This is a genomic window from Vibrio sp. 10N.247.311.51 (assembly GCF_041467855.1).
Taxonomy (GTDB): Bacteria; Pseudomonadota; Gammaproteobacteria; order Enterobacterales; family Vibrionaceae; genus Vibrio; species Vibrio coralliirubri.
This window is the reverse complement of sequence record NZ_JBFSVK010000005.1, coordinates 167,682-191,156: the sequence shown is the minus strand read 5'-3', so window position 1 is coordinate 191,156 and position 23,475 is coordinate 167,682. Positions and strand designations below refer to the sequence as shown.

Here is a 23,475-nt window from a genome sequence, read left to right as displayed (position 1 = left end):
GACCCAAGACCCATTTTTAAGAGCATCACTACACAAACTCTCAGACAACTTATTGTTACAGGCGCCAATTAGCAGTTACCCACTTCGTTGGAATACTGTGGGTGATCAAATAAAACAAAAGCACACTCCAGACAATACTCGTTTTGCTGTTCAGCATTTACGACATGCTATGAGCAACGCTCAGTTTGCTCGCGGCAATGTCATGGCCAAGGCTGTGTATCAATCAAGCCCTGAAGCACACCTTGGATTTGGCTCTGTTGGAACAGATCACTGGGGTGTCTACTCGAGTTATGATCATATGGAAGATGATTTCTCCTTTCGTTTGAACATCAACTATGCCGACAGTATTGAGCCAAGTGCAGGTCAATCAGGTACAGAGTCTGATTACGACACTCAAGCGAATTTTAAAGGCTCCCATCTCACGTTAAATTCTGGGGCGGCTTTATTCACTATCGGCTATTTAGAGCGATGGTGGGGGCCAACTTGGCAACATAATTTACAACAAGGTAGCTTTGGTGAAACCTCCCCAACCCTTCAATTTTCTTGGGTTGGAGACAAAGCCCCTGTAATAGGTTTCTGGAACTTTGATTCTGCTGTCAACTACATAGACCAAGAGAGCAACTACCTTTGGTTAAATCGCTTATCAGCAAAACCACTGCGCGCTTTTGAGCTTGGGCTTAACTATCAATTATCGGATGCAGACAAGCAAGATGATGCATTGAACAGTTATGGTGTCGATGGTCGTCTTACCCTACCGAAATTACAAAATTTATCACATGCTATCTATGCTAACTGGCAAGAGATTGAGCTAGGAGAAAACACGTCCGCAATCACTTACGGTTGGGAAGGACAAGCTCATTATTGGGGTGCAGAATTAACTCTGGTCATTGAAGGTCAAACCGTCGATGAACAAGATCGAGATACTTGGACTGACGCACAACAACAACTATTGAACGATCAGACCTCAGTACTTTGGGGTGACAGCGTTTCTGTCGCTCTTTATGCTCAACTCGTGAATGACCATCGAGTAAGCGTTGTTTACAGAGACTCCCAAGCGGAGCAAACCGCAGAGACCGCGACACAAATTGATTATCAAATCCCATTCCAACAAGGCATGTTTAGCTTGGGAGTCGGGTACGTAGATTACACATCACCAAATAAAACCATTGATGAGCCTAATTTTGTCTTTGGTTATGAATATCGTTACTAACTCGTATCGTTAGCAAGGAACCTAAATATCACATGAAGCTGTTAATTAAAGCCACGTTGGCAACATCGGTTATTCTCAGTCAGTTTGCTTGGGCTAATCAACCAACGTCAGCGCAAATCGAACAATTTAAGAAACTACCAAAAGCTCAACAAGAGCAACTGGCTCGTCAATATGGTTTTGATTTAAGCGCCCTAAATTCGGGTTCATCACAATCAAATACGCAAGAACCGGTTGCAACACCAGAAAGAACAACAACTTTACCTATTGAAAATAAAGAGAATAAAGACAAGGTTGCCGATCCTTCGGGTATTCAAGCTTTCGGGTATGATGTATTTAAAGGTACTCCAGACTCGTTTAATACATTCGATAGTGTCCCGGTACCAAACGACTACGTTGTTGGTCCTGGAGATGAAATTCGTATCCAAATGTTCGGTAAAGAAGATGGTGACACCTTAGTTACAGTCGATCGTAACGGTCAAATATCCTTACCACGTATTGGTCCTGTTAGTGTGTCTGGCAAATCATTCAGTCAGGTAAATGATGAGCTTGTCGGGTTAATCAAAGAACGTATCATTGGCGGTAATGTACTAGTTTCGATGGGCAACATGCGCATGATGCAAGTGTATATTACCGGGGAAGCGACGGTTCCTGGAGCTTATAACGTTAATGGTGTTACAACACTAACCCAAGCTTTAATTGCTGCTGGTGGCGTAAAAGAAACGGGCTCACTGAGAAAAGTGCAACTTAAGCGTGAAGGCAAAGTGGTTGCTGTATTAGATATGTACAACCTGCTTCTTAACGGTGACAGTAGTCAAGATGTTCGTTTAGAAAAAGGCGATACTTTATTCATACCACCTAAGAAATCGACCATTACCGTCGATGGTGAAGTGCTTCGTCCTGCACACTTTGAACTAACGAAACCAACATCGTTATCAAAAGTTCTGAGTTATGCTGGTGGAACAAAAGCAACAGCATATCTTGGCAGTGTCACCATAAAGCGTAAGACTCAATCTGGAACTGTTATGGAGACAGTAGATCTTACAAAATCCTCTGGTCAAAATTACAAAGTAAAAGACGGCGATGAAATCCATTTAGGCCTAGTAAGCGACTACCCAATAAATGCAGTTGGCCTGCGAGGTCAAGCAGTACGTCAGGGGGGGTACGAATATCGACCAGGTATGAGAGTCTCTGATATTGTGTCTTCAATTGACAAAGATTTAAGTGCTACGGCTGACCTTGACTATGCACTTATTGTTCGCGAAGTAGAACCACGCGGCGAAGTGGAAGTTCTTCAATTCAATCTAGGGAAAGCAATTACATCCCCAGGTTCTAAAAATGACGTTGTTCTTAAGAATCGAGACCATATCTTTGTTTTGACTAATGATATTGACACTGAATATTGGTTTGGAAAGAGTTCACGAAATCAGGCTAACTTAGAGATTGAGAAACTTCAGTTAGAAAAAGAAAAAGAAAAAGCGTCGCAAGCAAATTCAAAAGTAGACAGTCGAATTGATGCTGAAACAGGGGCTGTCATTCATGGCGATGATCAAGAACATGCTGACGCTCAGACGAATATCTCAGATATTGTAAATACGAAAAGCCTATCGCATCGAGAAAGAGAACTTGAACCTATTATTGAACGACTTCGTTCACAGTCAAGAGAAGGCTCTCCCGTAAAATTAGTAGAGATCAGTGGTGACGTAAAATACCCAGGCTTGTACCCATTAGCAAAAGAGATGAGTTCTGCAGACCTTGTTACCGCTGCCGGTGGTTTATTAGAGTCAGCCTTTACAATCGAAGCCGAACTGAGTCGCTTTAATGCTGGCAATGGTATGGACCAAACCGAAATTATCAAGCATCAACGAATCGACCTAAGTGCACTGTTAGCAGGTAACCCTGCGGCTGACTCCCGCCTAGAGTCCAAAGATCGACTGATTGTATTCAAAAAGCCCTCTTGGCAATCGGAGATGGTTATAGAGTTACAAGGTGAAGTTATGTTCCCTGGCAGCTATGCAGTAAACCGAGGGGATACGATTCAGGAAGTAATACAACGAGCGGGAGGCTTGACACAATTTGCTTACCCACAAGGCTCGGTATTTTCAAGAGAAAAGCTGAAAGTCCGAGAGCAGCGTGAAATGAAATACCTGCAGCGCGAATTAGAAACGCAAATAGCGAACCTAACGTTACGTAAAAACAGTTCATCGGCAAGTTTCTCATCTAGCCCATCAGAAGCGATGCAATTGGTTCAGAGTTTAAATTCAACACCAGCCTTGGGACGTATGGTGATAGATTTACCCGCTATTATTGAAGGTGATGAAGACGCGAACCTAATGGTAGCCAACGGCGATAAGCTTTACATACCTGAATTTGAAAAGACCGTTTCTATTATTGGTGAAGTTCAGTTTACATCGACTCACACTTTCGACAATGCTAAGACGGTGGATGACTATATCAACCTAGCTGGCGGCACCAAAAAGCAAGCAGATTCGGACCGAGTTTATGTGGTTCGTGCTGATGGCTCTGTGATGATTCCAAATAACTCATATTGGTTTAGCCGTAATAGCGAGTCACTTCGTCCAGGTGATACCATCATAGTACCAATTGATGTGGACTACCTAGATGGATTGAGCACGATCACCTCGGCAACTCAAATCATGTATCAATTGGGTGTTGCTTGGAGCGCGATCAAGGACTAGTAGTAACACTTAATAGCTAGTTAGTATCACATGCATGCCTCCCCCTTTTTGAATAAGGGGGGGAGGCATAGGTTTAGACAACATTGCGTTGTCCTTAATAGAATGATGAAAATGTCGAAATCCCAAACTCTAAACAATGAAAATCAATATCCATTTCCTCCGGGCTATTTTCCGCAGCAACAAGCGGCCGATGATGAAATTGATCTAAGAGAACTATTCAAGGCGATCTGGCAGGGCAAATGGATCATTATCTTAACGACATTTGTCTTTGCTGTAGGGGGCGTATTGTTCGCGCTTTCTCAACCCAATACTTATAAGTCGAATGTCTTGCTAACCCCGACTCAATCAAGTAGCAGTGGCGGCCTTTCTGGCTCATTGGGCGGGCTAGCTGCGATTGCTGGCGTAAATATTGGGGGCGGTAATACTGCGGATCCGAAAGTCGAAGCATTGGCCGTATTACAATCCCGCAAGTTCATTGAAGCCTTCATTCAAAAGCATGAGCTTTTAGTCCCTTTAATGGCGATTGAGTCCTGGAACGAAGATTCCAATAAAGTTGCTTATGACAGTGAGCTCTATGATGTTACATCTAACGAGTGGTTATTTGATGAAGATGAGGTTGAAACCTTAGAACCGACTTTATGGGAAGCGCATAAAGCATTTAAAGATATCTTCAGCGTGTCAGAAGACAAAGAAAGTGGGATGGTGACTATCGCAATCGTCAGTAAGTCTCCTTACATTGCTCAAGAGTGGGTAACGCTCATTGTTAAAGACATCAATAAATGGATGAAAGAGAAAGCGCTCTCTGAAGCCGGTTCAAAGATTGAATACTTAGAAGGACAGATAAATCGAACTCAAGTCACTGAACTGCAAAACATGTTCTACTCTTTGATTGAAGAGCAATACAAAACACAAATGCTTGCCGAAGTTGACGATGAGTTTGTATTTAAGACCATTGACCCAGCAGTAGCACCAGAAGAGAAAGATGGACCAAAGCGTGCCCTTATCTGTGTGTTAGCAACGTTACTAGGTGGCATGCTCGGTGTAGCGATTGTTCTGGTTCGATTTGCGTTCAGGAAAGAAGAGGACGTGGAGGCTTAGGCTTAGGCTTAGGGCGATAAGTTTTTCAAGCTAGAGCGACCTAGCTGAAAAAACTCTAATTAAAAGAAATAAGATGCATATTTTTGGCAATAGAAAAAGATCTGCCATTTGTATGCATCTCGCTTAGAGTCATCGCGAACCTAGGTACTAGTACCTAGTAAACATAGAATCATAGCGAAAACTCGCAAATTTACTCTTCTTACTTCACCGTAAAATCTGCACAACTACTCTCATACTGCTGAAGCTCTGCACCTCCCCGTAACAAAAATCCGTGATAACGCGCTTTCACTAACTGGTAGCCAAGCGAAGGGGCATACCAAAACGTCACGCGCTCTGCCCCCGTCTGCTTAACCGGAATCACCGCTATCTCACCCCACTTATCGACTTTAATTGTCGTCAGTTCTTGAACCTCATAATCATAAGGCTCAGGCCCATCCGTGGCTTGACGAGTTAAGGAAAACGATCTACACCCATCCAACAAATACTGGCGTATCTGAACTGAAAGCGTGTCAACATCCCGAAGCGGCTCACCGTCGTTTTGATACTCAGTAATTTCCCCATCGAGATCGACCCGCGTTTCATTGCCATCATCTGAAAAACTCACTTTCATGTCTCGGCTCTTAAAGCCCGACACAACTTGATGAAAAGAGGTCGTCAGCCAGCTGTCACTCTCTTCCGACCAAGTAAGCGTTGCCTGTTGATCATATTGCGTACCAACACCTAAAATACTAGCCTTACTTTGTGAGGTGATAGTCGCGTTGGTTCCTTCCCACGATTCCGTTCGATGCATATAGCCCGTACGAATGCCATTTAAATAAATCTGATAGTAAGCGGTTCTCTCGCACTGCTGAGGGTGTGATAAAGCTTGTGAATGCGATGGATCTTGTGGCTGCTGTGGCTGCGCCTTTATAGCAGGACTGATTAGCAGCGTTGCAGTTGCAGTTGCAGTTGCAGTTAAAACTAAACAGCCTACCGCGCGAAGCTTCATCATATGAACACCCTAAAAGACTTCATTGACGTTAAGATAAAAGGCGGTTTCATTCTGACCAACGCCCACATCGGCTCTTAAGTTAATTTTATCTTTGATACGAAAACGAAACCCCGTACCAACCGAGGTGAGAATATCCTCATTGAGTTCAGACACTGAAGGCGCAACACTTCCGGCAGCGCCCCAAAACACCATGCCTAGGCGCTGAACAATCGGTAGCCGGTACTCTACCTGTCCCATCAACATATGCTCATCACGGTAGCGCCCTTTAATATAGCCTCGCATCGCACTCGACCCGCCAAGATCTGGCATCGCATACCATGGCACATCGCCTTCACTGAAAAGGCCTTGTACCTGCCACGCAACCAAACCCGGGATCGGGTTAAGATTAATGTAGTTCGCCACATCTAAATCATAAAGGCTATACGTTTTGTCACTTTCAAAATTCTGATACAGGCCTGCATCAAGCTGGAGCAACCAACCATCACTCGCATTCAAACGATAATCGCGCGAATCATACATACTTGACAGCACCACACCGGCGCTTGTGCCTGATGGCAATTCATAAAATGGTGTTGAGCTGCTATCGTTGACTACATTTTCAAGCTTTTCAGCCTTGGCATATGTAATATCACCACCAACCCCTAGGTAATAGTGGGGGCCTAGTGCAGTCATCCAAGTTGGCTTGAAAGAGTACAACACCTCATCAAACTCATGTTTATTATTGTCTTTATCCCCGGCAGTAATACCTTTGCCGTAATACACCGACGCTTCGTTGTGAAGATCCACATCAAGAAGCAAACTCTGTTTGCCTTGGTTAAAATAAGTCATATTCTCAATCGACACACCATAAGACTTATTCTGGGAAACAAACGAGTTTACTACCAGCGAAGAAGGCTGCGCCGATTTATCGGCACCATCGGTGTGATACAGACCCACCATCAAAAGCCCCACGCCAAACTTTTTCTCAGGTGTGTAATACGCCGTAGGTAGGTAGCTCATATCAATGGTTTTGCTCTCATCAAACTCACCATCTGCGCCAAACACATCCAAGACATCATCCACCCAGGTGTGCTTAAGATATTCTGGGGTTTCAAACAAAGGTTCAATAGGCTCAGCTAATGCACCTGCACTGAACAGTGCTACGGTTACTGAACACAATGATATAGAAGTAGAATTCATGGACGTCCTTGAAATAAATCGCAATAATATTTTTGGTAAAAATGAAAAGGCATACTAACTCTTTCGGCTTGCCGCAAATCCCTACTCTGTTCTATTTAGGCGGGAACATCGACATACGACTGCGGTTACTTCGGCTCGCCAAGAGTCGTAGCGATCACTTTTCCATCGCGCATCACGATATTCGCCTGCTTCGATTCACCAAGGCAGCCGTCAGAAGCCCACATAACACCCAGTGTTGGGATCACGGCAGGCAACGCCACACACCCCGTCAGCGCCCACCAATGCGGTGCTTCTCGTAAGGTGTAATGATACTGTTGCTGATTGGTATTTTGGCTCACTCGTTCAGGGAGGCCCAATTCTGCCGTCACTTCATCTTGTGTCATTCCTGGAGCAATGACTTCTAGTTTATCAACAGAGGCACATCCACTTAACAAAGTAATGAGCCCTAGCGTACTTAACATTGTTTTCATTGAATCGCTGTCATACTTGATTAGAAAAATAACGAACATTATAGCCACAACCCTATCAAAAAAAAGTAAAAAGCGAGGTGACTTCCCAGCGCCATTAACATCGGGGTTAAGGGGTTAAGGGGTTAAGGGGTTAAGGAATTAAAGCGTCATACGACTATCAGATGACATTCGTTTTTAATCTTTTTAAATCCAAAAATTGAAATTACCCCATCAAAGCTGAGACGCTTGTGAGGAAGAGTTTATATTAGATAATTTACCCAATAATATTCACGCCACCTTCACTATCTTAAACTGGTCGCTTGTTGCACAACACCGTCTTCCTGTATTATCCAAGGCAATTTCATTATTAATGTTAGTGACTATGGACTTACCAATTAAATATCTAGCCAGAGGACTGGCTCTTTCTACTCTAATGCTCTCACCCCTTTCTTACGCCAAACCTTGGATTGAGCCTACCGACTTACACCTTAGAGCTGACCTTCAATTGCTGGCCAATGCGGGTGTTATTACTGTGCCGATTACCACTTACCCACTGATGTGGGATGGGGTCATCAATGATGTTCGTACCAACTCCGGCAAAGCAAAGACAGCAATGGAAACCGACGCGGTGCGCCGGGTCACTCGAGCATTCAGCCATTCACAACGTAGTAATGTTAAGTTAGAAGCAGGTGCCGCCTCAGAAGCATCGCGCTTCCAGCACTTTGGCACACCAACGCGTGAAAAAGGCGAAGTGACTGCGGGCTACAATAATCAAGGGGATTGGTGGGCATTTAATGTCGAGGCGACTTACGCTTATGACGCGCAAGATGATGAAGACGTTCGTTTAGATGGCTCTTATATTGCAGCAATTTTAGGTAATTGGGTAGTCAGCGCAGGATACCAGCAGCAATGGTATGGCCCTGGTTGGGATACTGCACTTACCATGAGCACCAACGCACGTCCATTAGCGTCGATTAATGTGACTCGCCACAACCCCGAAGCGTTCGATGTGCCAGTATTAGAATGGCTAGGGCCATGGACAATGACTACAGGTGTGGGTTGGATGGATGACGAACGTCATATGGAAGATACATTACTTTGGACGTTCCGCGGTACCATTAAACCCCACCCTAATTTTGAATTTGGGGTTTCGCGTACGGCGCAACTCTGCGGGATTAATTCAGATAGTGGGGTTGAAAAGTCGTGTGACTTAGACACTTGGTGGCGAGTGCTGACCGGTGATACCAATGTACGAGGAGAGGAAAACCCAGCTAACCAACTTGCGTCTGTCGATGCAAGATGGGGAGATACATTCCGCGGCGTTCCATATAGCTTGTATTGGGAATCAATGGGAGAAGATGCTGTTAGATTAGACAGATTCCCTCCTTTCCAAGCAAAAAGCTACCTCTACGGTGCTGACATATCCTATGAAATGGCAGAGCAAAGCATTACCACGTTCTTTGAATACTCAGAAACTATGCCAACCTGCAATGGAGTCTACAACTGCGCTTATGAGCACAGTACATACAAAACAGGATATCGATATAATAATCGAGTATTAGGCTCAACTTATGACAATGACGCCAACACCTACACACTTGGTTTTATCGGATTTAGTCATAAAACAAGTCATAGATGGAAGGCGAACGTTCGTTACTTGGAGCTCAATAAAGACAATAGCAATAAGAACGAAGCGCAAGGCGGAGGCAACAAAGTATCCCCCAATGGTGAAGATACATGGAATATTGATTTTAGCTACTTGTTCCCAATCACGAAAGGTGAAATTAAACTTGGCGCAGAATATAGCTTTATTCAATACCGGGATGGCAGCAGTGATGACAACAACCTAGCAGGTTGGGCAAACTGGCGTTATCAATTCTAAATCACGTAGGAGGAGGCCTCACAGCCTCCACCCACCCGCAGAAACGTGGTCGCGTAATTCATTCTCATCTTGTATTAAATGCTACCAACTCTCCGAACAGTCAGCTCTAAAGGTTATCGAGAGCTAATAACCACTTATAATTTGGTGAAAATATGAGTCGCCAGGGAAATTTTTAGGATATTTCCCTGTATAAAGAACTTCTTCCAACCCATGAAAGTAGAAGCTAAAGAAGACGAGTCGATAATGACGAGAGGTGCGTCAACCGGCCTTTAAATACATTGGGGTTGATTTTAACAGGACGAGAAGGTTCAGTTGACTAGATCGAGAACGGTTCTAGAGGCATAGAATCAAAAAGAGCCCCGTAATCACATTACGAGGCTCTCTATTATCTATTTCCCTTCACCCTTATCATCGGCTTTCGCTAAGCATTAGCTTCACACTAAACATTAGTTGTATTTGGCTCTTCTTGTGTTTGACTAGCATTCCAAACCAAATCACCAATTCCATCGGTTGGGTTAAAACCCGTTGGTGCATCAAGTAGCAATTGTCGAATCATTTCATGCTCTAAGTTATGGCAAGCAAAGTCTAAGGATTCAAGTAGCGTGTCATACTCATCAATTGGTAAGAACACCTCTTGCGCCGTCATGATACGTTCATGGGCTGTTCGCTCAACATTGTCGCCAATCAATAGCTCTTCATAGAGCTTCTCACCGGGTCTTAGGCCCGAGAACTTAATCTCAATATCACCTTGCTGATTTTCTTCGTTTTTAACTGAAAGGCCAGAAAGCTTAATCAAGTTTTCTGCAAGGTCGGTAATTTTCACGGATTCACCCATATCAAGTACGAATACATCCCCGCCTTTACCCATAGCGCCCGCTTGAATCACCAGTTGCGCGGCTTCAGGGATCGTCATAAAGAAACGGGTGATATCAGGGTGGGTCACCGTAAGTGGCCCTCCCGCTTCAATCTGCTTTTTAAACAAAGGGATTACCGAACCTGAAGAGCCTAATACATTGCCGAAACGCACCATACAGAAACGAGTACCGTTTTGTTTTGGGTTTTCTTGCTGCGCTAAGGCTTGTAATCCTAATTCCGCCATGCGCTTGGTGGTGCCCATCACGTTCGTTGGGCGTACCGCTTTGTCTGTCGAGATAAGCACAAAAGATTCAACACCGGCTTCAATCGCCGCTTTAGCCGTATAGTAAGTGCCATATACGTTATTGCGTACGCCTTCCACTACATTGTATTCAACAAGAGGAACATGCTTATAAGCCGCCGCATGATAAACCGTTTGGACACCAAAAGACTGCATTGAGGTTAACAAGCGATGTGAACGCTGCACCGAACCTAGTAACGGAACAATCTCAACGTCATAACCGTTGGTTTCTTTCCTCAAAGATAGCTCACGATCGATTTGGTACAAACCAAACTCAGAGACTTCAAAAAGCACTAATGTTTTAGGCTGTTGTTTCAGGATTTGCCGACAAAGCTCAGAGCCAATAGAACCACCGGCACCGGTCACCATCACCACTTTGCCTTTGATGTTGGCTTCCATCAGTGCTTGCTGAGGCGCAACCGAATCTCGACCTAACAGATCTTCGATAGGCACATCGGTCAGTTCATCAATTTTGGCTTTGCCTGACACAATGTCTGCCATATCGGGAACGGTTTGAATCTCAACAGGGAACGGTGCGAGTAAATCTAAAATTTGTTTACGACGAGCACGAGAAGCACTGGGGATCGCGAGCAAGATTTTAGAAACATCATACTTTTCAATTAGCCCTTCCGCTTTGCCTAAGGCAATAACAGGCAAACCTAAAATCATCGTATTAGTTAGCGTGCTATCTTCATCAATAAACGCGCGAACTCGATAATTTTCAGAGGCTCGTAACGCAACAGCCAATTGTCGGCCGCCAGAGCCTGCACCATAAATCAACACTTCTTGACGTGAGCCTTTCGAAGGTGACATAGTAGCAACAAGGTTACGAACCACAAGACGAGAGCCGCCACACAATAGCACTAAATAGGCACCATAGATAATAGGGACAGTGCGGGGGATGGGCTCTTGCAGGTAATAAGCAAAAGCGGCCAATGCTACCGCCGACAGTATCGCACCTGCAGATACGACAAACAGAGCTTGAAAGGTAAGGTAACGAAGAACGGCGCGATAAAGCCCTATTTTTGTAAAAATGAGGACCGTTGTTATTACTGTTAAGCCAGCCAGTAATAAGCTATCGCCATCATTCAAAAACCGGAAATCACCAAGTCTTGTCCATAACGCAATATGCAGAGCAAAGAGAATAAGTAAAATATCGATCGTGACACTTATCACCCGCTTTTTCACGCGAGAGAATTGCCATATAAAGTTTAGACGTTGCATAAAATGATTCTTAATAGTTATTTATAAAGCTATTAAATAGCCTGAATTTGGGTCACAAAATAAAACCATACCACTAAGCAAAACATGGATAATAATTAACCAGAGTGATAATGATGATAAACCGCGTTCCTTTTCTTTAAGTCTGGAGGCAGTCGCTCACCACTGTACGGGCAGCATTGTATTTGGATTTGAGTTTGCCACACAATATCGCCAATATCTGCCAGTTTATGATTAGACTCAAGCTCTTCTTCATCCGCCTCATAAGTGACACAAAACAGCCATACCGCGTTTTCACGTTCAGCCAACTCATCAAAACAAAAAATATTGACACCACTTTTAGGCAAATATTCACAGTGAATTGAGCTTCATAGACTGAACCTTAAGCATTAAGCTCGGCGTAGATCCCATCTAAGATTATGTTTTCTTAAGATTTATTCTGGGCGAATTTTTGCGTATTCCTTGATATATAACAGGTAGTCCAGTCGGTCTTATAGATAAGCTCTGACCATGCGCCGTGGCTGATACACTCAAATATCGGCAACAGCCACACGTCCACATTTTTGGCCGCCTTAAACAGAGAGACCGATGGCATTATCTGAAGCGCTGTACTGCGCCTGATAATTAACGCGAGTAAACTGGCACAGATAGGACCATCAACGATGGCCTTTTGTGCGATGACAAATCGTTGCCAGTTAGTATGAGATTTTAACTCCTTGAAAAGTAACTCCACCTGCCATCGACAACGGTAGATCGCCATGATGTCATCAGCACTATAAGTGTTGGAAGGAAGGTTTGTTATCCAAATACAAAACCGCTTCTCTTCGGCAAACCAACGACGCACAACTCTAAATTCTTGCTTACCACGACGGACTTTAAGATCGAGTACTTGTGAACGATTAGTACCGCGAGTAATGTCTTTAAGCTTCTTGCCTTCGAGCTTAGGTAGAAGTCGCCCCTGACCGTTTCTCGCTCGGATAATCATAGGGTTAAGAGACTTAGCCCCCCGGACAATATAGAACCCTCCGTGCTGTTCAAGCTCGCTAAAAAAGTGAAAATCAGGATACCCTGCATCAGCCAATAGCAATTTGTTATTCATGGTTTTAGGTTCAGGTAAAAAATCTCTTTCTGATGCTGTATCAGCGCTGATGCTCATCTCAACTGGGGAAAAGCTTTTTAACGACATTGTCATGTGGCATTCAACCGCGGCTGGGCTGCGTTTAAATCGGATTGGATAAATGTCTGCAAGGTCACGATGAATACGGAAAGAGCTACCATCTTGAATTAACACATCATCAAAGGTGGCGAGTTTATCTGGTAAATTGACACTCTGCTAGCGAGTAAACTGAGCGATTGATCGCATGGTCAACTGACACATGAATATCGGAAACTCCTCATTTCTCAATTGGTTATGATAAGGCTTGTATGCCACTGCATCTTCAGGGCTTAAACACAGACCATTGAATTGCCGAAGTAGCTCCGCAATGGAAGAGCAGTTTCCTTTGCTCAATGCGGCTACTAAACTAATAACTAACTGCACGGGTAAAATCGCTCGACACCGTTTCATAAGGCCTGTACTTTTCGCCATTTTTTTAAGACTGTCAGCATTAAAGAATTGCTTAAATTGCTTTTGTAAGGAGGTAATCGTCATCGGCTTCACGATTAATATAGATGGTTTGTTTGGTGACGATTATCTGATCATAAATGAAGCCATTTTTCTATCTAAATAAATTACTTAGCTCTTAAGATCCTGTCTATGATGTGAGCTTATACGACATAAGCCCTCTTCATTAAACGATTTTCACCCTGCTGCGAGCACACTATCTGCGTTGAATAACACGACTAGGCATCTCGCTAACAAAGGTCTACTGGTTAATAAACCCACAACATCAAGCTCAAAGTCACGAGCTGAGCCTGCAACTAACATGTAGATACTCACAGGTAAATAGGTGGTTTCTGACCCACAAAGAGGAGCTCTGATTTTGAGAAGATGGATCACGATCTCTGTGTTTAAAAGTTGATTTTGAAAGATTTTATAGAAAAACCGTCTCACTAAATTTACACACTAAAATTTAAGCTTTACAAATCAACAAGGTAGAACGATAGTTATGATGCTCCCAATAGCGCCTAGAACCGGACCTATTGGGATGTTTATCGCGAAGTCTCAAAAAGAGGAGCTTGGACGATCGTCTATCTCAGGGGTGAGAAAGATAGCGCGGTAAGGTCATGATTAATTGTGAAAATTCATACTAGGAAAAGATCCTCTCCAATAAGTAGCACGGTATCGAGAGAAATTAATCAGAACCAAATAAGTCACGAGTATAAACTTTGTCCGCAACATCTTTAATTTCATCGACCATACGATTTGATACAATCACATCACAGCTTTCTTTGAATTCTTGTAGATCGCGTATGACTTTTGAATGGAAAAACTCATCGTCTTTCAAAACAGGCTCATACACCACCACTTCTACACCTTTCGCTTTGATGCGTTTCATCACACCTTGAATACTCGATGCTCGAAAGTTATCCGAGCCAGACTTCATAATAAGGCGATAAATACCGACACGTTTAGGATTTTTAATCAAAATCGACTCTGCGATAAAATCCTTTCGAGTACGGTTCGCATCCACAATTGCACCAATGATTTCATTGGGAACATCTTGATAATTCGCAAGCAGCTGCTTAGTATCTTTTGGCAGGCAATAACCACCATAACCAAATGAAGGGTTATTATAATGAGAACCAATACGTGGGTCTAAACTGACCCCTTCGATGATTTGGCGAGAATCTAATCCATGTGATTCAGCATAAGTGTCTAATTCATTAAAGTAAGATACTCGAAGCGCTAAATAAGTGTTAGAAAACAGTTTCACTGCCTCGGCTTCCGTGGAATCTGTGAACAAAACTTCGATATCTTGTTTCAACGCTCCTTCAACTAATAGATCAGCAAATATTTTAGCCCGTTCACTACGTTCACCCACTATAATACGAGAAGGATGCAAGTTATCATAAAGCGCCTTACCTTCGCGTAAGAATTCAGGAGAAAATAATAGATTTTCACACTCTAGCTCTTGTTTAATACGAGCAGTATAACCAACTGGAACTGTAGATTTTATCACCATCACCGCATTAGGGTTAATAGCCATAACCTCTTTAATTACAGCTTCGACCGAAGACGTGTTAAAGTAGTTAGTCTCAGGGTCATAGTCTGTCGGTGTTGCAATAATGACATATTCTGCATTTGAATAAGCCAACTCATTATCAAGCGTTGCTGTAAATTTTAAAGATCTATTTGCCAAAAATTCTTCAATTTCGGCATCGATGATTGGAGATGATTTTTCGTTAAGCAGCTTCACTTTATCTTCAATAATATCGACTGCGATGACCTCATGATGTTGAGCCAATAACATCGCATTTGATAAGCCTACATAGCCTGTACCGGCAATTGCAATTTTCATAAATAGCCAAATATATTCGTAAATTAAAATAGAGGAAGGTGATATTCTTGGATTACATTTTACTTAACTGCGTCACCAGAACCACTGCCCGTCGCAGTCATCAAAATATACTTAAAGTAACTTTTTAATGTCAGCGACTCGATCATTTGCTTATCGACTTTAGCCAATAATTTCGGTGTTGACATATCAATATTCTTAACCTGGGCCAGACCAGTGATGCCGGGCAAAACATCATAGACCCCTTTCGCATCACGCTCTTTAATCAACTCTTCCTGATTGAATAAGTTTGGTCGAGGACCAACTAAACTCATTTCACCTTTTAAGACATTAATCAGCTGAGGTAGCTCATCGATTTTAGTTTTACGAAGAAAATTGCCAAGCTTAGTGATTGATGCATTGCAAGCTAAGTGGCTTGCTACAGATTTGGTTTCAATTGACATAGTACGAAACTTAATCAGTTTAAACGGCTTTTTATTACGACCTACACGCTCTTGCACAAAAATTGGTGAGCCAGTATCAAACATACCGATAACGGTAACGAGCAATAAAATCGGCCAGAGAACAAGCATACCGAAAAAGGCCGCTAGGAAATCAAAAAGACGAATCATATATTATTTTGTTCCTGTATCACGCAATGTTACCATTGCTTGCTTCATTGTTAGTGGGGGTGTCCAGTCTAACACATCTTTAATACTAGAAGAGTCTACTTCTAAGTTGCCGTAAAGTTGCTCGATCATATCCGATTTACCAACCAGCTTCCCGGCTAAGCGCATTAAAGTCACCGGAATTGCTAGCTGGAAAACCCTCTTACCTAACCCTTTAGCAATTGCACCAGTAAACTCCTTAATCGAAACTGTGTTACCGTCACTAGCTAAAAAAGTATGCCCAGCCGCGGCAGGATGCTTAGCACAGGTAACCAATAAATCAGCTAAGTTTTGAACAGCAATGAAATCTCTTCGGTTATTCGCTAATCCAAAAGGCAAAAATGGGAACTTATTAATGAGCCGAGTTAACATGCCAAAATTTCCTGGAGCGCTAGGGCCATAAACTAAAGTAGGTCTCACTATTACGACTTCGAGCCCTGTTTTTTCCGCTATTTCTTTAAGCCCAAGTTCTGCATCGTATTTTGACTGTGCGTATGAATTATGGGGACAAGGTATAGAACTATCTTTAAAAGGGAGCTCCCGAGTGGATGTTCCATTGACACCGATTGAACTGACAAAGACAAAGCGTTTGACTCCTGCTTTTACGGCTTCACGTGCTAGTTGGATAGTACCTTCCGTGTTTACTTCTTTATAATAATGACTACTTGCGCTATGTATATGTGCAACACCTGCAAGGTGTACAATCACATCAATATCATGGAAAGCACCCTGCCATGAAGTATTCCCGTTAATATTTTCCACATGATAGATGTCAGAAAAACTGCACTCATTCCTATTTAGAACAACATATCTTGCAGACTTAATATTTTTTGATAAATGGTTACCAATAAAGCCGGTTACACCTGTCACCAACAACATTTATTCACCTCTTTTTTTGATGGCATTCAGCACATAACAGCAATAACAGTAAAGTCGTTTGGGTAAGGACAGTTGGTAAACAGAAACGTAAACATTAAAAGTCACATACAACATTTTAAATTTATTGCTGCTAACACTTCCTGCGCGAACTCTATATTTTACGAGTGGTTCATCTAAACCATGAGAAAGGTATCCTTTCCCTAGTAGTTCAACCCATAACTTTATATCTTGTCGTGCCCTCATTGGAGAGAATCGGAAATTTCTTCCAATAATGGAAGTATCAATAATAGCAGTAGATGTACCAATCTCCGTTCTCTTCAAATTATCAAACAAATCAACTGCTTTTGAAACCTTAACGTAGCCTTTTCGTATAACGCTGGACTCATCGACAAATGAGTAAGACGTATGGGATATGGCCGCATTATTTTTTGACATAAAACAAATTTGTTTCGAAAGCTTATCTGGCATCCAAAGATCATCTGAATCCAAAAATGCAATATATCGGCCTTTTGATACACAAATACCTTTATTTCTAGCCTCACCAGCACCAGAGTTAAATTCATTCGACAATATTATTATCCGAGAATCTGTTGCTGCTATTCTTTCCAATATATCAAAAGTATTGTCTGAAGAACAATCATCGACGACAATTAGCTCCCAGTTTGTATATGATTGTGCCTTTACACTATCTATCGTTTCTTGGATGAAAGCACTCACATTATGTGTGGGCACAATTATTGATACTTTATCTTCCACTAGACGCCTTATTTGAAGTTAAAAACACAAAATTTCGTTTAGATTTCTCATAGAAACCCGTTAATTTAATATTAAGCTCATCACTATTCTTGTTATTCATATTTTTAGACAAATAGTCAGTAACAGAAATAACATATCCTGAACTTGAAAAATTCAAACCAATCTCAAACAAATTATCTGACGCAATAACAGGAACATCACAAGATAAAGATTGAAATAACTTATTTGGCATGCAATAACGTATGTTCAACCGATTATCGCTTAAGAAAATCACACTAAAGTCATAATTTCTCAATAATTGACTCACATCTCTTGGTTTATATTTACCAAGAAATCTAAAGTTCTCATGCCCTTTGAGAGAATTAAATTCCATCAAATACTCTTCACTTTCTCCTGATAAATATCCGTATACGTCAAGCTTTGAATCTGCCAACAACCTATTAACAACCTCAATTGGCAACCTATTTTGGTTGATTTGACCAAAATATACTAATTCTTTTTTCTTACAAATTTCATTAACAATAGAATTTGAGCTATGATAATCTGTTATTATTGGGATATTATATACAATAGGTGCAACTATACCGTAACTTTTGTATAATATTTTGGAAAGACCATTAGAAACCGTCATAAATTTAATATCAAGCTTAAAGACTATAGATTCCAACAAAAATAAAACGGCATAATAGATATATCCTTTCAAGGTGATATTATACTTAATTTCATTTAAGTCATGAATATCAAAAACAATCAACACATCACTCTTTCTATTAATCACTTTAGTGAAGAAATAAAAGATAACTAAATTTATTAACATTGCATGTTGATGAAAAATAAACACATCTCCTTCCTGGGCTTTTTTATATAGATTAAAATATACATAAGGAAGCTTATCAATAACAACTTGCTTCGTACTCTCGATAAAACTTTTCTGAAGAATAATACGACTGCTAAACTCAGCGTCGCCTCGACATATATGATAAATCATTAACTTTCCTAGAAGAAAACAAATAAAGAAACAACCAAACCACAGGAAGAATAAGAATCAAAATATTTATATTATTAAATCTAGCCATTTCCCCTTTAGGTAATATAAATATTATTTTCGTAATTACATAAACTATAGAAAAAACAATTATTGGACTACTCGTCCTCATTAAAAAGTAGCGTAAAAGCCAGAGAAAAAGCAGCAGCATCGTAATAAATGTAACCAGCGCTAGCATTCCGCCATTTGCATAAAAGTCCCCAAACAAACTTGGAGGAAAGCCATCCCCGGGGTCCGTCGGGAATAACTTTTGTTTAAATTCAATAGATGTTGGAGTAAAGTCAATACCTTCAGGAACGATAACTTTTAAAGGAGAAAATAAATTAAAGATAGGTGCAATTATAGTTTCACCACACCTATAATCAATTATTTGACCATATGAATGATATATTGCATAGAAGCTAGCATAGTTAGGTAAATTACCCTCATTCAACAGTTTTGCAATAACCAAGTCAAATATGAACTTTGCCTCATCAACAGATAACTTTTCAATCATTCCAACACGATACATATCCGATACATATCTAAATGTAAAAGTCAGTATTGCAACCAAAACTAGCGAAGAAAATATCACAGAGAATCGTTTTATACTTATAGATTTATTAGATACTCTGAGGTAAAAAATTACGACTAGCAAAAAATCTGTCGCGAGTTGAGTCACTCTCGCCTTGGAGAGAACAATTAAAAAGAATATAAGCAAAACGACAAATAAATGTATTTTAGATATCTTACCGGACGAATAAGCTATTATCGTAACAATCAAAGATGCATAAACAAAATTATAGCCTATTGTACTCAAACCTAGCTCAGATATACTTTGGGCATTCAGTTTTAAATGTAAGAAATATTGTAAAACTCCGCCTGAAACGACATTTGTAACATAAAGAAAATTAAGTAAAGCTAGGCTTAAACAAATAAAATTAAACAAAGCAGTGATATTTGAATCCAAATTAATCGAATCAATTTTAACTATATTCTTAGGCGGTGTATTTTGTAAAAAAAAACCGACAATCAAAAAATAATTAAATGCAAGCGTATAATTAATGTATACTTCAATTCGATTTTCAACTGTGCTCCCAATAATAAATGAAGTAATTCTAACATCCTCGAATCCATATATGGTTCTATATATTGCACATAAATAGATAAATACCAAATAAGGCATTAAATAGAGAATTGGATTATAAATCCCTTTGTTAGTGTATATTAGAACAAATACCATGAAAAAGGTTATAATACTTCCAATTGTAATTATTTCATTCACAACTCTTACCTACCATAGATAAGAGCTTTAAATCTAATCTTTTCGAGACAAAATATGTCAAAAAAACATTTTGTATTACAATGAAAGAAAGGTATGAATAAGCAGCCCCTTCAAGACCATAATTGTAAACTGAGTAAGGTAATATTAGTATGGTTAGGGCTGAGATTGTAAGAGAAACTCGCTTTACATCCTTTTCAAAGCTTGTCATGTTCAAAACAGTCCCTACAGACCCAAACAGCACATTTATCCATTGAGCTAAGCACATAATCCATAAAATATTAACGTAGGATCTAAATTCATCTCCAAACATACCAAGTATAAACTCCGGAAAAATGGCAATAGTGAATACAATAGGTAATGTAAAACATAAGCTTAAAACAATCCCATTCCTCATTAACCTGGCTAATTCCCCTAACTCTCCACGTCGATATGCATAACTAAATTTTGGCATTAATATAGAATTTAGAACCACAAGGACAAAACTTATTGTCATAGCAACTCTTTCAATAGCTTTAAAAACTCCAATATCACTTAAACTTAAAAAATATGTACAAACATAGGTAAATATAGATAGTTGAAAATAGCCAATGATTGAAATCCAAAAAAAGTTGCTTGTTTGACTTTCGTCTTTCGGAACAAGTTTAGGTTTATTTGTTTTCCTTTCTTTCGTTATTAAAGCGGTTCCTAATAATGAAAAAATCACACTTGAGCACAAAAAAAGAAAAATCACCATATCAAAACTAACACGAACGCCTGAATACATAAAAGCAAACGATAAAAGCATCGTTAAAAATGATATCATTCCTACTTCAAAAAAACAGGATACGGATGGTAACCCTGCCGCCTTATAATATGACGAACACATATAAGAAATAGAAAAGAAAGGTAAAATAGAAACGAAAATAAAAAAAACTCTTAGATCAAAGCGAACGAAAGTATCTAATTCACTCACGACGCATCCAATAAATAAAATAAAAAGAGAAATTATTATTGAATTTTTGGCGACTTTTTTCATTAATGACACATATAAAATCAAATTCATCCCTTTCGATTTTATATTAGCACCATGCTTTATATAGTAAATATCCATTCCATATCTACTCAATATTCCACACCCATTTAAAATAAGTAGGGATATAGAAAAGGCACCTAGTTTTTCTACTCCAAAAAAATTTGAAATATAAAGACTTAATAATAAGCTTCCACTCACGGCAATTATTCGAGAACACAACGTTGAAACCAGAGCTTTAATCATAACAAACTTACCATAAATTAAGTAATTTCCTAGTATTCTTTTTTGAAGAAAAATTCTCAATTACTTTTCTATGAGCGTTTACCCTAAAACTACTATCATCAAGCAATCTATTTAAGCTTCTTAAGATAGAGTCCTCTAGGTTGGAACTGTTTATATTAAAGACTAGAGATCCCGTTTCTTTTAACATGGAGGGAATTCCCCCTACATCAGATGCAATTATAGGAGTGCCATAAGACATAGCTTCCATTATGGAAACAGGCTGTCCCTCTGAAGAACTTGCGTTTATAAATAAATCAAAGTAATTATCTTCATACAGCTTTTCAATTTCTTTATTAGTCTTATACCCTAGAAATTCACAAGTTAAATTACTAACTTTATCAAAAGCAACCATATCTTGAACACTATTAAGGGTAGGCCCATCTCCAATATGAATCCAAGTCACTTTTTTATTCGTGTTATTTTTGGAAATAATTTTAACAATGGTGTATATAATATCAATATTTTTGTTTTGAGTGCAAAACGAACAAGATAATAATCGAACTTCGTCATTATTCTTTTCTATTTTTATACCTTTTGGAATATTGCTAATTCCTAAAGGAATAATTTCAATGTTCCTTTCACTAACATTGTACTCTTCCATAAGATAAAATTTGGATTCTTCAGATAAGCATACATATTTATCAACATAATACTGAAGGTGATTTTTAAATAGCATGTGATTCTCAACTTGAACTTCTTTATAAAGATCGAAGCCATGAACTCGAGACACCAAATTAAAATCTAGACCCTCTTGTTTAAGAAGGCAACAAGCATAAGATTGAACATCATTCCAAAATGAGTAAACGACTTTTATATCATTTCTAACAACTATTTTCTTTATCTGGCGCTTTATTTTTAAAATGTGTGAAAATTTTAATACAAGGTTACGAATTAACCTTACATTAATTTTTGGTAATTTACTCACCTCAGACCAAAATATGGGGTAGACTATACATTGAATAACGTATATTAGAATATCATAATTGCATTTTTTAGTCGGATATATATTTAATTCACTTATAGCATCTCGCTTTTTCCCTTTCGTTGACATTGGAGAAAGAAATATGTCAACTTGATTACTATTGATTACTTCTTTTAACTCACCTTCAACGAAGGTTTCTCCAACCCCATATGGATAAGAACTAACAAGATATAAGATTTTTTTTTTAGAGCTCATCAATCAATGCCTTTATGCTTTTTTGATATTCTCCATGAGTCATATTAATGGGAATAGAGACCTTATAAATTTTAATATTTTTAAGTGCTGAATCAAGAACTAAACTCCAATAATTCAAAACCCCTTCTATAGTAAGTAATGGTTTCTTTCCTAATGCTATTGAATTGTAATTATGCCATTCAATAAAACGATGAAATTCTATATATTCAGCTGAAATAACAGATATCGCCATATCTCTAGCCATCACTAAATCATTTATTTCTGAGACACAAAACTCGTTGACATCTTCTCTAAATAGATAGAACATCTTTTGCGCTTCTGCTGATAAGCTTATAGAACCATTAAATAGTTCTTTAGGGCAAATTTTTCGCCTAACTTTACTCGGGTTATATTTGTTCTTTAATAAAAAATGTGCTTGATCTAGAACATTCCTATCTTTTAGGATCAACTTTTGGATGCTATTACCTGCACAGTTGTACCCATATATCTTAGGTTTAGCCATATTGCCAAAAGTAATACCATTTTTGTTAATAAGAACAATATCATCACTATGAAAACTATACCCTGCGTCCTTTAATGAAAGCAAAGCAGAAGATTTTCCAACTCCTCCTGTACCTGTAAATAGGTACGATCTATTGTTTTTACAAACTGTCGCAGCATGAATTGGAAAGCAATCACCAAAGAAATAATTCATCGGAACCAATACCAATTCATGTAATATCTGCCCAATCATTTGACTTTGAGTGGCAAACTCCATTGAGATCACTTTGCTAACAACGTCTCTTAATTTGCTTTTCTCTTTCAAATTAACATATACATTGAGAATACTATCTATATACCCCCAAGATATTTCAATATTTCTATATCTTGTTATAAAGCCACTATCGCAATTTGAAAGCAATTTGGGATTGGTAGACTCAATATTAAATAAACTTTTTTTACCAACATTTATAACAATGTCAGTGTGTTCAGATTTACAGTCATGGTATAGGTCAACGCTATCTAATACCAAACCTTCATATTTTTTTGAGGAGTTTATAACTACAGATTTTCCAAAGATTTCTTTTTTCATA

18 protein-coding genes and 1 pseudogene are annotated in these 23,475 nt (G+C 39.6%); 4 read left to right on the top strand and 15 right to left on the bottom strand.

Annotation, left to right across the window (positions count from 1 at the left end; all coding sequences use genetic code 11):
* Window positions 1–97 precede the first annotated feature (97 nt).
* From AB6E85_RS07065 to AB6E85_RS07055, 3 genes are all read left to right on the top strand, one after another.
* A complete protein-coding gene (locus AB6E85_RS07065; RefSeq protein WP_372142019.1) occupies window positions 98–1,210 on the top strand; it encodes a capsule assembly Wzi family protein in 1,113 nt (370 codons plus the stop codon).
* 32 nt (window positions 1,211–1,242) lie between these two features.
* Window positions 1,243–3,906: an SLBB domain-containing protein gene (locus tag AB6E85_RS07060; protein WP_372142017.1), complete on the top strand. Its 2,664-nt coding sequence runs from the start codon at window positions 1,243–1,245 to the stop codon at window positions 3,904–3,906.
* A 111-nt stretch (window positions 3,907–4,017) separates the two neighbouring features.
* Window positions 4,018–5,004 (top strand): Wzz/FepE/Etk N-terminal domain-containing protein, encoded by a 987-nt coding sequence (locus AB6E85_RS07055; protein WP_372142015.1) that lies wholly within the window; start codon window positions 4,018–4,020, stop codon window positions 5,002–5,004.
* Window positions 5,005–5,203: 199 nt separating this feature from the next.
* On the opposite strand, the gene AB6E85_RS07050 is transcribed toward AB6E85_RS07055, so the two are convergent.
* The 3 genes from AB6E85_RS07050 to AB6E85_RS07040 all read right to left on the bottom strand — a co-directional run bounded on the left by AB6E85_RS07050 (window position 5,204) and on the right by AB6E85_RS07040 (window position 7,644).
* Window positions 5,204–5,995: a hypothetical protein gene (locus AB6E85_RS07050; RefSeq protein ID WP_372142014.1), complete on the bottom strand. Its 792-nt coding sequence runs from the start codon at window positions 5,993–5,995 to the stop codon at window positions 5,204–5,206.
* 9 nt (window positions 5,996–6,004) lie between these two features.
* Window positions 6,005–7,174, bottom strand: a complete 1,170-nt coding sequence (locus tag AB6E85_RS07045) for a BamA/TamA family outer membrane protein (RefSeq protein WP_372142013.1) — start codon at window positions 7,172–7,174, stop codon at window positions 6,005–6,007.
* A 125-nt stretch (window positions 7,175–7,299) separates the two neighbouring features.
* Complete coding sequence (locus tag AB6E85_RS07040; RefSeq protein WP_372142011.1) at window positions 7,300–7,644, bottom strand: hypothetical protein; 345 nt, start codon at window positions 7,642–7,644, stop codon at window positions 7,300–7,302.
* 361 nt (window positions 7,645–8,005) lie between these two features.
* Here AB6E85_RS07040 and AB6E85_RS07035 point away from each other — a divergent pair, with 361 nt between their 5' ends.
* Entirely contained in the window at window positions 8,006–9,505 is a 1,500-nt protein-coding gene (locus tag AB6E85_RS07035) for a capsule assembly Wzi family protein (RefSeq protein WP_372142010.1), read from the top strand.
* 439 nt (window positions 9,506–9,944) lie between these two features.
* Here AB6E85_RS07035 and AB6E85_RS07030 read toward each other — a convergent pair whose 3' ends face one another.
* From AB6E85_RS07030 to AB6E85_RS06975, 12 genes and pseudogenes are all read right to left on the bottom strand, one after another.
* The gene (locus AB6E85_RS07030) at window positions 9,945–11,885 is read right to left on the bottom strand and encodes a polysaccharide biosynthesis protein (RefSeq protein WP_372142009.1); all 1,941 of its coding nucleotides are present in this window, start codon (window positions 11,883–11,885) and stop codon (window positions 9,945–9,947) included.
* A 95-nt stretch (window positions 11,886–11,980) separates the two neighbouring features.
* Window positions 11,981–12,229: a hypothetical protein gene (locus AB6E85_RS07025; protein ID WP_372142008.1), complete on the bottom strand. Its 249-nt coding sequence runs from the start codon at window positions 12,227–12,229 to the stop codon at window positions 11,981–11,983.
* 80 nt (window positions 12,230–12,309) lie between these two features.
* Window positions 12,310–13,533 (bottom strand): annotated as a pseudogene (locus tag AB6E85_RS07020) (IS4 family transposase).
* 643 nt (window positions 13,534–14,176) lie between these two features.
* Window positions 14,177–15,343 (bottom strand): nucleotide sugar dehydrogenase, encoded by a 1,167-nt coding sequence (locus tag AB6E85_RS07015; protein WP_372142007.1) that lies wholly within the window; start codon window positions 15,341–15,343, stop codon window positions 14,177–14,179.
* 59 nt (window positions 15,344–15,402) lie between these two features.
* Entirely contained in the window at window positions 15,403–15,951 is a 549-nt protein-coding gene (locus AB6E85_RS07010) for a sugar transferase (protein ID WP_372142005.1), read from the bottom strand.
* Window positions 15,952–15,954: 3 nt separating this feature from the next.
* Entirely contained in the window at window positions 15,955–16,866 is a 912-nt protein-coding gene (locus AB6E85_RS07005) for an NAD-dependent epimerase/dehydratase family protein (protein ID WP_372142003.1), read from the bottom strand.
* A complete protein-coding gene (locus tag AB6E85_RS07000; RefSeq protein ID WP_372142001.1) occupies window positions 16,867–17,622 on the bottom strand; it encodes a glycosyltransferase family 2 protein in 756 nt (251 codons plus the stop codon). It abuts the gene before it with no gap.
* The gene (locus AB6E85_RS06995) at window positions 17,612–18,610 is read right to left on the bottom strand and encodes a glycosyltransferase (protein ID WP_372141999.1); all 999 of its coding nucleotides are present in this window, start codon (window positions 18,608–18,610) and stop codon (window positions 17,612–17,614) included. The genes AB6E85_RS07000 and AB6E85_RS06995 overlap by 11 nt, the downstream gene beginning before the upstream one ends.
* Window positions 18,579–19,931, bottom strand: a complete 1,353-nt coding sequence (locus tag AB6E85_RS06990; RefSeq protein WP_372141998.1) for a hypothetical protein — start codon at window positions 19,929–19,931, stop codon at window positions 18,579–18,581. The genes AB6E85_RS06995 and AB6E85_RS06990 overlap by 32 nt, the downstream gene beginning before the upstream one ends.
* Entirely contained in the window at window positions 19,924–21,186 is a 1,263-nt protein-coding gene (locus AB6E85_RS06985) for a lipopolysaccharide biosynthesis protein (RefSeq protein WP_372141996.1), read from the bottom strand. Before AB6E85_RS06985 ends, AB6E85_RS06990 begins: the two co-directional genes overlap by 8 nt.
* A 7-nt stretch (window positions 21,187–21,193) precedes the next feature.
* On the bottom strand, window positions 21,194–22,402 hold the full coding sequence (locus AB6E85_RS06980) for a glycosyltransferase (protein WP_372141995.1): 1,209 nt from the start codon (window positions 22,400–22,402) through the stop codon (window positions 21,194–21,196).
* A complete protein-coding gene (locus AB6E85_RS06975) occupies window positions 22,392–23,474 on the bottom strand; it encodes a hypothetical protein (RefSeq protein WP_372141994.1) in 1,083 nt (360 codons plus the stop codon). Before AB6E85_RS06975 ends, AB6E85_RS06980 begins: the two co-directional genes overlap by 11 nt.
* Window position 23,475 lies beyond the last annotated feature (1 nt).